This window comes from Azoarcus taiwanensis (assembly GCF_012910885.1).
Taxonomy (GTDB): Bacteria; Pseudomonadota; Gammaproteobacteria; order Burkholderiales; family Rhodocyclaceae; genus Azoarcus_F; species Azoarcus_F taiwanensis.
The window spans coordinates 26,609-37,264 of sequence record NZ_WTVM01000026.1; the positions used below are offsets into that span (position 1 = coordinate 26,609).

The 10,656-nt window shown below is 63.5% G+C and carries 14 protein-coding genes; 11 read left to right on the top strand and 3 right to left on the bottom strand.

Annotated features, from left to right (window positions below; genetic code table 11):
- Positions 1 to 554 precede the first annotated feature (554 nt).
- Both GPA21_RS06230 and GPA21_RS06235 read left to right on the top strand, forming a co-directional pair.
- Entirely contained in the window at positions 555 to 719 is a 165-nt protein-coding gene (locus GPA21_RS06230; RefSeq protein ID WP_168987351.1) for a hypothetical protein, read from the top strand.
- A 30-nt stretch (positions 720 to 749) separates the two neighbouring features.
- A complete protein-coding gene (locus GPA21_RS06235) occupies positions 750 to 1,049 on the top strand; it encodes a hypothetical protein (protein ID WP_168987352.1) in 300 nt (99 codons plus the stop codon).
- A gap of 42 nt (positions 1,050 to 1,091) precedes the next feature.
- Here the strand turns inward: GPA21_RS06235 and GPA21_RS06240 are convergent, their stop codons facing one another.
- The gene (locus GPA21_RS06240; RefSeq protein WP_168987353.1) at positions 1,092 to 1,262 is read right to left on the bottom strand and encodes a hypothetical protein; all 171 of its coding nucleotides are present in this window, start codon (positions 1,260 to 1,262) and stop codon (positions 1,092 to 1,094) included.
- Positions 1,263 to 1,380: 118 nt separating this feature from the next.
- Here GPA21_RS06240 and GPA21_RS06245 point away from each other — a divergent pair, with 118 nt between their 5' ends.
- Positions 1,381 to 2,601: an FIST signal transduction protein gene (locus GPA21_RS06245; RefSeq protein WP_168987354.1), complete on the top strand. Its 1,221-nt coding sequence runs from the start codon at positions 1,381 to 1,383 to the stop codon at positions 2,599 to 2,601.
- Positions 2,602 to 2,696: 95 nt separating this feature from the next.
- Here GPA21_RS06245 and GPA21_RS06250 read toward each other — a convergent pair whose 3' ends face one another.
- On the bottom strand, positions 2,697 to 3,146 hold the full coding sequence (locus GPA21_RS06250) for a c-type cytochrome (protein WP_168987355.1): 450 nt from the start codon (positions 3,144 to 3,146) through the stop codon (positions 2,697 to 2,699).
- Positions 3,147 to 3,297: 151 nt separating this feature from the next.
- Here GPA21_RS06250 and GPA21_RS06255 point away from each other — a divergent pair, with 151 nt between their 5' ends.
- Positions 3,298 to 3,801: a YbaK/EbsC family protein gene (locus tag GPA21_RS06255; protein ID WP_168987364.1), complete on the top strand. Its 504-nt coding sequence runs from the start codon at positions 3,298 to 3,300 to the stop codon at positions 3,799 to 3,801.
- 187 nt (positions 3,802 to 3,988) lie between these two features.
- Here GPA21_RS06255 and GPA21_RS06260 read toward each other — a convergent pair whose 3' ends face one another.
- Positions 3,989 to 4,657 (bottom strand): hypothetical protein, encoded by a 669-nt coding sequence (locus tag GPA21_RS06260; RefSeq protein WP_168987356.1) that lies wholly within the window; start codon positions 4,655 to 4,657, stop codon positions 3,989 to 3,991.
- A gap of 118 nt (positions 4,658 to 4,775) precedes the next feature.
- Here GPA21_RS06260 and GPA21_RS06265 point away from each other — a divergent pair, with 118 nt between their 5' ends.
- The 7 genes from GPA21_RS06265 to GPA21_RS06295 form a co-directional block, all read left to right on the top strand.
- Positions 4,776 to 5,147 carry a hypothetical protein gene (locus GPA21_RS06265; protein WP_168987357.1) on the top strand — a complete coding sequence of 124 codons (372 nt, stop codon included), beginning with the start codon at positions 4,776 to 4,778 and terminating at the stop codon, positions 5,145 to 5,147.
- Positions 5,144 to 6,652: a DUF1538 domain-containing protein gene (locus GPA21_RS06270; RefSeq protein WP_168987358.1), complete on the top strand. Its 1,509-nt coding sequence runs from the start codon at positions 5,144 to 5,146 to the stop codon at positions 6,650 to 6,652. The genes GPA21_RS06265 and GPA21_RS06270 overlap by 4 nt, the downstream gene beginning before the upstream one ends.
- Complete coding sequence (locus GPA21_RS06275) at positions 6,649 to 6,996, top strand: P-II family nitrogen regulator (RefSeq protein ID WP_168987359.1); 348 nt, start codon at positions 6,649 to 6,651, stop codon at positions 6,994 to 6,996. Before GPA21_RS06270 ends, GPA21_RS06275 begins: the two co-directional genes overlap by 4 nt.
- 8 nt (positions 6,997 to 7,004) lie before the next feature.
- Positions 7,005 to 7,400, top strand: a complete 396-nt coding sequence (locus tag GPA21_RS06280) for a CBS domain-containing protein (RefSeq protein ID WP_168987360.1) — start codon at positions 7,005 to 7,007, stop codon at positions 7,398 to 7,400.
- 69 nt (positions 7,401 to 7,469) lie between these two features.
- Positions 7,470 to 9,434, top strand: coding sequence for a cation:proton antiporter domain-containing protein (locus GPA21_RS06285; protein ID WP_168987361.1), 1,965 nt, complete (start codon positions 7,470 to 7,472; stop codon positions 9,432 to 9,434).
- 171 nt (positions 9,435 to 9,605) lie between these two features.
- Positions 9,606 to 10,232, top strand: a complete 627-nt coding sequence (gene ccmA / locus GPA21_RS06290) for a cytochrome c biogenesis heme-transporting ATPase CcmA (RefSeq protein WP_168987362.1) — start codon at positions 9,606 to 9,608, stop codon at positions 10,230 to 10,232.
- A partial coding sequence (locus tag GPA21_RS06295; protein WP_211163454.1) for a heme exporter protein CcmB occupies positions 10,229 to 10,656 on the top strand: 428 nt, incomplete at its 3' end. The genes ccmA and GPA21_RS06295, both read left to right, overlap by 4 nt.

The window sequence follows — 10,656 nt, forward strand, 5'->3', positions numbered from 1 at the left end:
TGTCGTGCAGGAGCCATCCAGCCCCCGGGTAGTCGGCCGCATTATCGGCCAACCCCCCGGGGCTGCCAACGAGGGCGAACCCCTATTCAGACCGTTTACTTGAGGATATGTGGCCGTGGCAGGCCGTATGGACGCTGACTGTCATGGCTGGCATCGACCGCTAGCCCGCATTTCTCACACCGTCACGGCTGCGGCCACCGATGCGCTCGCTGTGGCGCGCCGTACTCCCTCGCGCCGCCTCGACGTAGTGTCGGCTACGCCTTCAGCGTCGCTCGGTCCGTGCGGCGCGCCACAGCGGCACCTCGGCGCCCTCGCTTCGCGCCCGTGTGAGAAATGCGGGCTAGCATGATCGCGCGAGCCGCGAGCGCGGCGAGCGTATCGATTGCGACACCCTGGTGACGTGGGGCGAGCTGGGTGTGAGCCACCGCCTGTTCGACCCCTTGACGCTTTGGCAGGCCCAGTGCGCGGGGGGGAACGGCGCGGGCAAGCGCCGGTCAATCGAGGTGAGCGACATGCTTGCAAAGGGTCGGGCATAGCAGTAATCAGGAGGCGACATGAGATTCGCATTGGGATGGATGGCCGCGCTGACAGTCGCGGTGAGCGGTTGCGCGAGCCTGGCACAGCCACCGTGGGCCGACGACGAGGCTGCACTGTTGGAGCGTCGCGGCGCTCCTACCCGGGTGTGGCCCGGAGAGGACGGAAACCGGGTGCTGGAGTAAACGACCCAGCCCGCTGGGCGAAGCAACTGGATGATCGAAGTGGATACCGAGGGTCGCATCGTCGGTCATCATGATGCGCTGACACGTGACAACCTGCAGCGGGTGCGCGAAGGCATGACGCTCGAGGCGGTCCAGCGGCTATTGGGCCAGCACCGGCGGGTCACCCGCTATCGGCTTTCGGGCGAGGAGGTATGGGACTGGAACGTCGAAAATGTCGATCCCGGCGTGATCGCGACCTACTTCAACGTGCATTTCGTCGACCACCGGGTGGTGAGAACCAGCTTCAGCTACGAGTATCCGAACGCCAACGATGGCGAGCGGGCCCAATGAACACCCGGCTACCCCACGCAGCGCCGCCGTGCCCAGTGTGGCCTAGAGCACGATCATCGCGATACCGGTCACCATCAGGCCCGCGGCGGTCAGCGGCGAGAACCAGGAGCGTGGCCAAGTGAGCTTCACCTGTGCCGGATTGAGTGCGTAGGCGCCGATCAGCACCAGCGCGATGCCCAGCAAGCCGCGTGAGGTAGCGGTTTCGCTGAGCAAGGCAAAACCGGTTCGCAGTCGGCGACCGGATGCTGGATGATGGTGCGGGGCGAGGCGCGATATGAGCCCATACTCGCTTAAACTGCTTGTCAATGCTCGAGCTGCTCTCGGAGGCATCATGATCCCCGTCCGTTGCATCACTGGTCATGCCGCTCACGCCGACTGGCGCACGGCGCTCGATCTCGCGCTGGGGGATTTGCTGGCCGACAGACAGACGGCGACCGCGCGGGCTGCTGAAGGGCTTGCCGATGCGGTCGATTTCCCCCTGGGGCTGTGTTATTTCAGCGACCATTTTGCGGCGGCCGCCGAGCAGATCCTCGCCGAGCTTCAGAGGTGTCTTCCGCGGGTGAGCTGGGCTGGAACCGTTGGTCGTGGCATCTTTGCCGATGAAATCGAGTATCTCGACGAAGCCGCTCTGGTCTTGATGCTGTTTCCGTTTCCGCGTGAGTGCTTTCGACTCTTCTCAGGTGTGCAGCCTCTGGTGCCGGAAAGCACGGAGTTCCAGGCTCATGCGGCGCTGGTGCATGCCGACGGACGAACACCGGATCTGCAGGAACTGCTGCCCGAGCTCGCCGAACGAACCGCCAGCGGCTATCTGTTCGGTGGTCTGAGCGCATCTCGTACGCGTAGCGTGCAGATTGCCGACCAGGTGTTCGATGGCGGGGGCTTGTCGGGGATCGCGTTCTCGTCAGAAGCGGGAATTGTGTCGCGGGTGACGCAAGGCTGTCAGCCGATCGGCCCTCGCCGGCTCGTCACTCGGGTGCAGCATAACGCCGTCGTCAGCCTGGACGGCAGGTCCGCGCTCGACTGTGCGTTTCAGGATCTCGGACTGCCACCGGATATCGCACTCGAACCGGCCCTGGCGAGGCTGTCGAATACCCTGGTGGGTCTCAGATCGAGTGAAGACATGGAGATCGTCGCGCCCGCTGCGTTCGGCGCAGACATGCTGGTCCGTCACATCGTGGGCGTGGATCCGCGCGCGGGCGTGGTGGCCATCGCTGATGAGATCGAACCCGGATCATGGTTGATTTTCTGCCGGCGTGACCCGGCTGCCGCGCTGAGCGACCTGCGTCGTGCCGCGCGCGAGATTCGCGACGAGCTCTTCGACAGCGAACGCGTAGCGCTGGGCTGCGTCTATGTCAGTTGTTCGGGTCGCGGAGGCCATCATTTCGGCAAATCCGCGGCGGAGCTGGATGTGATTCGGGATGTCCTGGGAGGCGAGCTGCCACTCGCAGGCTTTCTTGCCGGCGGCGAGATCGCCCATGGACGGCTGTATGGCTACACTGGCGTGCTGACCGTGTTTTCTGCACCGCGCCCGGCAGGCCAGTTTCAACGCTGATGATCCGGGTTAGGTAAGCGGATGTCAGGCAATTCGGCAGGAATGCATGATTCGTAGTCGATTGCGTTGCTCGACCTCCCTGGCCGCATGGGCGCTCAGTTTCTGAAGACCTCGTGACAACTGCGGCAGGTGCTCTCGACGTCGGCATAGGCGTTGCGGACGTCGGGCAACGCCTGCGTGTGCGCTGCTTGATAAAGTGCTTCAGAGGCGGCCATGAATGCGATGCGGGCTTGCTCGAAATCGTCTGCCTGACTCCACACCGCTTCCCTGGCTCGGGTGGGCGGCTGAAAGCTTCCGTCGATAAAGTGGTCCCATGGACCATCGCGTCGCGACATGAACCGCGTAGTCATTTCGATGAAGGGCTCGGCTTCATAGCGGTTGGTCCGCAGCATCGTGCCCATGGGTTCGAAGCTGCGCAGTATTTCCTTGAAGGCCTCCTGGCGGTGCTTGATGGGCTGGCCCGGCAACGTGTCCTCGACCGGCCCGCTGCATGCGCTGATCAACGGGGTGGCAAGGGCGGCGGCAAACAGATATCTGAATAGCATGTCCTGATGTGGTTTTTTTGGATGCACGGAGGGATGATAGGCGGCCGAAAGCGAGCAAAGTTCCCCGGATCAACACACGTGGAACCGAGGCTTGACGACCGGTCGGCGCCGACAGGTCGTAATGGGTACTGAAACCGGAAAGGATGACATGATGAGTGACACCCGGAAACGCACGAACTCGGTCGGCCGTGTCGTGCAAACATTGCAGAGGCTCGGCATGCCCGCCGATGTCGTCGAGTTCGACGAATCCACGCGCAGTAGCGCGGAGGCTGCAGCGGCGATCGGTTGTGAGGTCGCGCAGATCGCCAAATCGATAGTCTTTCGGGGCAAACAGAGCGGGCGCTGCATCCTGGTCATTGCCAGTGGCGCGGACCGCATCGACGAAAAGAAGCTTCGTACCGAGATTGGTGAAGGCGTGTCACGCGCCGATGCGGATTTCGTCCGTGAGCGCACAGGCTTCGCGATCGGCGGGGTGGCGCCGGTTGGTCATGTGGGGGAGGTGTGCGTGCTGGTCGATCGGCGACTATGGGACATGGATCCGATCTGGGCTGCGGCCGGCGCGCCGAATGCGGTATTCCGTCTGTCTGCAGATGACTTGCATCGTATTCCCGACATCCGAGTGGTCGATGTGCGTCAGGTGCCGGTCTCGGCCTGATCGTCGCCTAGCCCGCATTTCTCACACTGGCGCTTGGCGAGGGCGCCGAGGTGCCGCTGTGGTGCGCCGCACGGACCGAGCGACGCTGAAGGCGTAGCTGATACTACGTCGAAGCGGCGAGAGGGAGTACAGCGTGCCACAGCGAGTGCATCGGTGGCCGCAGCCGTGACCGTGTGAGAAATGCGGGCTACTCTGCCAGTTCCACCCGTAAACGGCCCTGCTCGACCCTCAGGTCGCGCACGCCCTCGCCGAAGGCCCGCCAGAAGCCGGCGTCCGGGCCGTATAGCGAGACCAGGTCGAGCCCCTTCAAGCCACCGAGCCAGGCCGCCGGCAAGGGCACGCCCATGATGCTGACGCCCTCGATGATCACGACCGGCCGCTGGCCATCGAATCGCAGTCGGAGGCCGGCGGCGACCCGCACGGTCTGGCCGGCGAACACCGGCAAATCGGGAGGCAGAGTCACCAGCATCGTCGCCGACAGAAGGTCCTGCGACAAATGCAGCGCGAGCCGCTCGGCCAGATCGGGGTTGCGGGCGATCAGCGCGTTGAGTTCTCTCTGGGTGAAATGGATCACGCGGTCTTCGGCGCGCTCCCTATAGATCTCAGGGCGCAGCTCGCCGGGCTGATCCGGCGCGGGATCGGACGCATCCGACCCGGTGAGGCTGTCCAGCTTGTGCTCCAGCGTCACCGCCTCGGCGGCGCTCAACTGCACCGGCTCGAAGGGTTGCGGATAAAGCCAGGTGCGGGCTACGAAGAGTGTTGCCGCCGCGCTGACGACAATCGCGAGCAGGATCAGACCACTGACGGCGAGACAGCCGATGCGGCGCGGAGGGCGAGAGGCGGTGCTTTCACTCATGCTGTACTTATCGGACAGTCCGGGCGCGAGGTCAAGCCCGCGTGCGTGAGATCTTGTATCCGGTGTCCCGGCTTGGGGTATGCTGAAGCAGTCGTGTCAGGGAGGATGATCCGAACGCATGTCGACATCACTGCTGATCGCGGTCGTCGCCGATGAGCTCGAGGAGCGGGCAGCGGCGATCGCGCGAGAAGAGGGCGCGATGGGCCTGACCATCGTGCCCGGGAGAGGTCTGGGCTTTCCGGAACACGTCACCTTTTTCGGTCTCACCTTTCGGGGGATCGAAAAGGTATTGCTGTGGGTGCTCGACAGCGAGACCGCTGAAACCGTCGCCAATCGCCTGAATCGCGAGCTGGACCTCCTGTCGCCCTTCCAGGGGCTGGCCTTCTGTCTCGATATCGACCACGCCGAAGGCATCGACTCGGAAGCGATCCGTCATCATGTGTTGTCCCGCGGAGCTGGGCGGCGTGAGCCGGAGGGCGACGCGAATTGAACGGCCTGAAGGAATTCTTCCACATCCTCCAGCACTCGTTTCGTAATCTGCTTCCCATCGTCGTCGTTGCCTTCTTTCAGGCGGTGGTGTTGCGGGCGGTACCGGACGGTCTGAGTTCGATGGTCGTCGGCCTGTTGGTGGTCGTGCTCGGGGTCGCGCTGTTCCTGCAGGGGCTGGAACTCGGCATTTTTCCGATCGGCAAGAACCTGTCGAATTCGTTCGCGCGCCGCGGATCGCTCCCGCTGCTGATGGCCTTCGGGTTCTGTCTCGGTTTCTCGGCGGTGATTGCCGAGCCGGCGTTGATCGCGGTCGCAAGCCAGGCTGAGATGATCAGCGAGGGGCGGGTCGATGCCTTCACCCTGCGGGTGCTGGTGGCGCTGTCGGTCGGCGCAGTCGTCGCGCTCGGCGTGGTGCGGACCATCCTCGGACATTCGCTGCACTGGTACATGATTGTTGGCTATCTGCTGGTGGTGCTGGTGACCTTCTTCGCGCCCGAGGAGATCGTCGGCCTCGCCTACGATTCCGGCGGGGTCACCACCAACATCGTCACCGTGCCGTTGATTGCCGCGCTTGGCATCGGTCTGGCCGTGTCGATCCGGGGGCGCAACGCGCTCGCACACGGATTTGGCCTGGTGGCGCTGGCGGTGATGGTGCCGATGATTTCGGTACAGCTGTACGGCATCGTCGTATACAGCTTCGGCGACGCACCGGATCCGGCAGTAATGGCGTCTGCAGCAGCCGCGACGGGGCACGCAGGAGCTGAGCAGGTCGGTCTGCTCGGCACCGCGTTGCACATGCTGGTCGATCTGCTGACGATGTTCCGTGACGTCGCGCCGATCATTCTCGTCATCCTGTTCTTCCAGTACGCGGTGATCCGCAAGCCGATCGCGCACCTGCACAAGGTCATCGGTGGCTTCGTGATGGTTATCGTCGGGCTGTATGCCTTCGTGATCGGGCTCAAGCTCGGCCTTTTTCCGGTCGGGCGCAGCATGGCCGAGCAGCTCGTCACGCTCGACACCTTCCTCTGGGTCTATCTGTTCGCGTTTTCGATCGGCTTCGCGACGACGATGGCCGAGCCAGCGCTGATTGCCATTGGCCAGAAGGCGGAGGAAGCCGGCAAAGGGCGGCTTAACGCCAATCACATCCGCATTCTGGTAGCGATCGGAGTAGCCATCGGAATTACCATCGGGGTGCATCGGATCATCACCGGTGACTCGATCCACTACTACATCATGGGCGGTTACGCGTTGGTCATCCTTCTGACCTGGCTCGCGCCCAAGTACATCGTACCGTTGGCCTTCGACCTCGGCGGCGTGACCACTTCCGAGGTGACCGTGCCGCTGGTTACAGCGCTGGGCATCGGCCTGGCGACCCACATCGAGGGGCGTAGCGTATTGATCGACGGCTTCGGCCTGATCGCGTTCGCCTCGATCTTTCCCATCGTGACCGTGATGCTCTATGCTCTTTACGCCGAGCGGTTCAAACCGACAGGAGAAACATCGTGAAATTCTCGGTACTTGTCGCGATCCTCGCCGAGGATCTTGAGGAACAGGCGATCGACGTCGCCAAACGCGCCGGCGCCGGCGGGGTGACCATTCTCGATGCCCGGGGCATCGGCGCCAAGGAGAAGAAGACCTTCTTCGGGCTGACCTACGAGGGCAGCCAATCGGTGCTGATCATGGTGCTGGAGAAGAAGCTGTCGCTGACAGTTCTGAAGAACATCAGCCGCGAGCTCGATTTGAAGAACAACACGCGCGGCGTGGTGTTCACCATTCCGCTCGAGCACATCGCCGGCATCGACACCGGGCAGATCCATCAGTTCGAAGAACGCCTCAAGGACGACATCTAGGAGTGGCTATGTTGATAAAGGACATCATGGTCCGCGAAGTGGTGACGGTGTCGCCCTTCGCGACGATCCGGGAGGCAATGCGCCTGATGCGACAGCGACAGGTCAAGTCGCTGGTGGTGGAAAAGCGCGATGTGCATGACGCCTACGGAATCATCACCTACACCAACATCCTCAAGACCATCGTCGCCGAAGAGGGCGACATCGACCTGATCAATGTTTACGACATCTGTTCCAAGCCCGCTTTGACGATCTCGCGCGAGCTGGAAGTCAAGCACGCGGCGAAGCTGATGGTGAACATGAACATCCGCCGTCTGCTGGTGACCGCCACCAACGAACTGGCGGGCATCATCACCATGAACGACATCGTCAGCGCCATCCTGAAAATGGCCGACGCCGAGGACTGAGTTCGCCGAGCGGGATCGCGTCCGGTCGAATCCCGGGTGACGACAGGCTGGCCCGCCGGTTCCGTTCAGATGATCGATCCTGTTTTTCGTGAAGTCCTGACGCTGCTCGGCCTGTCGGTCGTCGCCATCGTTGCGTTTCACCGCCTGCGGGTGCCGACCAGCCTCGGCTACCTGCTGGTCGGTGCAGTGGTCGGTCCGAATGCGCTCGGCTGGGTGGCCGATGCGGATCACAATCGTGTGCTGGCCGAGTTCGGCATCGTCTTCCTGTTGTTCACCATCGGCTTGAGCTTTGCCGGACCCCAGATCCGGGCGATGCGAGGCATGGTGTTCAGCCTGGGCGTTGCGCAGGTGGGGCTGACCACGTTGGTGGTAGGAGGGTTGGCCTGGCTGCTCGGTCTGCCACCGTTGGCGGCGCTGGTCGCGGGCGCGGTGTTCGCGCAGTCATCGACCATCATCATCGCCAGGCAACTCGCGGAACAGGGGGAGGACCAGACGCGTCACGGCCGACTCGCTACCGCGATGTCGGTATTCCAGGATGTTACCGCGGTGCCGTTGGTCGTGGTCATTCCGGTGCTCGGTGCGGCGGCCGGCGCGGGTGCGATGGTGTTGCCGCTGGGGGTGGCTTTCGCCAAGGCGCTGCTCGCGTTCGCGCTGGTGCTGCTACTCGCGCGCTGGGTGTTGCGCCCCCTGCTGCGCGAGGTCGCGGCCTGGCGCTCGCCGGAGTTGTTCACTCTCGCGGTGCTGCTGGTCACGCTGGTCGCTGCGGGTATCACCGATCTGCTGGATTTGTCGATGGCGCTGGGGGCCTTTCTGGCTGGTCTGGTGCTCGGCGAGACGGAATTCCGGCATCAGATCGAGGCAACGATCCGCCCGTTCCGGGATGTGCTGCTGGGCTTGTTCTTCATCACCATCGGCATGATGGTCGAACCAGCGGCGCTGCCGGACATCTGGCATTGGGCCGTGCTAGTGGCCGCCGGGGTGTTCGTCTGCAAGGCTTTGCTGATCGTCGCGATCGTCAGGCTGGGGGGTGTCGCCTTGCCGGACGCGGTCAGAATCGGTGTGGTGCTCGCCATCGGAGGCGAGTTCGGTTTCGCGCTGCTTGCACTTGCGTTGCTGGACGGGTTGATCGCGCCGGATATCGCGCAGATCATCCTGACCGCAGTATTGATCGGCATGATCTCGGCGCCGCTGTGGATTCGCGGCAATCGCTGGTTTGGGCGCCGCTTCGCGCAGCCCGTTGTCGTGCGCGATCCAGAGGTGACGACCGAACTGCCCGCAGGCTTGCGCGATCACGTCATCGTATGCGGCTACGGCCGTGTGGGCCAGAACGTAGCCCGTTTCCTGGCCGAAGAGGCGGTGCCTTATGTCGCCCTCGACATGGACCCGGCGAGGGTGCGCGATGCGCATGCCGCGGGCATGCCGGTGTATTTCGCAGACTCTTCCGATTCGGACGTGTTGCGCTCGGTGGCGGTCGAGCGGGCGAGATTGGTGGTCGTCAGTCACGACGATCTCGCCGCGACGAGGCGTTTGCTTGGGAACCTGTCGAGCCTCGCACCTGCGGCGCGCGTAATGGTGCGGGCCCGCGACGATGCGCCCGTGGAGGAGCTGCTTGCGCTCGGCGCGGCCGAGGTCGTTCCCGAGACCTTCGAGGCGAGCATCATGATCGGCGCTCACGTGCTGCTGCTCGGTGGCGTGGCACCCTCGCGCGTCCTCAAGCGCATGCGCAGCGCGCAGCGTGACCGCTACCGCTTGCTGCGTGAGGTCTTCGTTGGCACCGACATCGTTGATGCCGAGCCTGCCAAGCCGCGTCTGCACAGCATCAGGCTCAGTGCGGACTGGAATGCCGTCGGGCGGCGGCTCGGTGATATCGAGTTCGGGAGCTGTGTGTTGCAGGCGCTGGTTCGCGATGAACACCGGGACGAGACCCCACTGCCTGAGACGGTGCTTCGGCCCGATGATGTGCTCGTGCTATACGGCGAGCCCAAGGCCCTCGATGTTTGCGAGAGCGTGCTGTACGCATCCCGCCGTAGTTGATGGGCGCGGGGTTCTTCAAACCGGAAACCACAGTAGAGCGCTCGACTCCGGTTTCCGGATTCGAGCCCGCGGTGATTCCGGCGGCGACATTGCCCGCCTGAAAGCCTGTAATATCACGCCTTTGCCAATTACAAGCACACCCGGCGCTGACGTTCGGGTCGGGTCGCGTCCATGCTGGAAGTCAAAGATCTCGCCTGTCTCAAGGGCGACCGCCTGTTGTTTCGCGGACTGACCATGTCGGTCGATTCGGGCCGCCTGTTGCGGGTCGCCGGTCCGAATGGTGTCGGCAAGACCAGCTTGCTACGCATCCTGTGCGGTCTGGCGATGCCGGAATACGGCGAGGTGCGCTGGAAGGGGGCCGATATACGCAAGGAGCGTGACGATTTTCATCGGGAGTTGCTCTACCTCGGTCACGCTGCCGCACTCAACGACATGCTGACACCGCTTGAGAACCTGCGCTTCGCGTGCACGGCGAGCGGAATGCCGGTGGACGACCGGGCCTGTATCGAGGCACTCGAGCGAATCGGCCTCGGCGCCCAACTCGACTTGCCGGCCCGAGTTCTGTCGCAGGGGCAGCGCCGGCGCGTTGGGCTTGCCCGTCTCTTCCTTTCGGCCTCTCGAACACTGTGGGTGCTCGACGAACCTTTCACTGCGCTCGATGTTCTTGCAGTCGCCGATCTGGCATCGACGCTGTCGGCCCACTGCGAGGCCGGCGGCATCGTGATGCTGACCACCCATCAGGATGCGCCGTTCGAGAATCCGCCGTCCGTGCTCGATCTTGCGGAGGTAGCCTGTTGAATTCCGTACTCGGCCCCTTCGTTGCGGTGCTCAAGCGCGATCTGACCCTGGCCTGGCGTGGGCGGGCAGACGTGCTGGTCACGCTCGCTTTTTTCGTCGTCGTCGTTTGTCTGTTCCCGTTCGGAGTTGGTGCGGAAACGAATCAGTTGCGGGCGATCGCACCCGGCGTGCTGTGGGTGGCGGCCTTATTGTCCACGCTGTTGTCGCTTCATCGTCTGTTCGCGCAGGACCACGCCGACGGAACCCTCGAGCAGTTATTGCTGTCTCCCGAGCCGACGCCGCTTTGGGTGACCGCGAAGATTGCTGCCCACTGGGTGGTGACAGGTCTGCCGTTGGTGATCGCAGCGCCGGCACTTGCTTTGCTGTTTGACGTGGAACAAGAAGCTTTGCTGGTGCTTACGGTATCTTTGGCTCTCGGTACGCC

Bases quoted from the DNA above. Each gene is read 5' to 3' on its own strand.
- GPA21_RS06230 (WP_168987351.1), top strand. From the start codon at position 555: ATGAGATTCGCATTGGGATGGATGGCCGCGCTGACAGTCGCGGTGAGC.
- GPA21_RS06235 (WP_168987352.1), top strand. From the start codon at position 750: ATGATCGAAGTGGATACCGAGGGTCGCATCGTCGGTCATCATGATGCG.
- GPA21_RS06245 (WP_168987354.1), top strand. From the start codon at position 1,381: ATGATCCCCGTCCGTTGCATCACTGGTCATGCCGCTCACGCCGACTGG.
- GPA21_RS06250 (WP_168987355.1), bottom strand. From the start codon at position 3,146: ATGCTATTCAGATATCTGTTTGCCGCCGCCCTTGCCACCCCGTTGATC.
- GPA21_RS06255 (WP_168987364.1), top strand. From the start codon at position 3,298: ATGAGTGACACCCGGAAACGCACGAACTCGGTCGGCCGTGTCGTGCAA.
- GPA21_RS06260 (WP_168987356.1), bottom strand. From the start codon at position 4,657: ATGAGTGAAAGCACCGCCTCTCGCCCTCCGCGCCGCATCGGCTGTCTC.
- GPA21_RS06265 (WP_168987357.1), top strand. From the start codon at position 4,776: ATGTCGACATCACTGCTGATCGCGGTCGTCGCCGATGAGCTCGAGGAG.
- GPA21_RS06280 (WP_168987360.1), top strand. From the start codon at position 7,005: ATGTTGATAAAGGACATCATGGTCCGCGAAGTGGTGACGGTGTCGCCC.
- GPA21_RS06285 (WP_168987361.1), top strand. From the start codon at position 7,470: ATGATCGATCCTGTTTTTCGTGAAGTCCTGACGCTGCTCGGCCTGTCG.
- ccmA (WP_168987362.1), top strand. From the start codon at position 9,606: ATGCTGGAAGTCAAAGATCTCGCCTGTCTCAAGGGCGACCGCCTGTTG.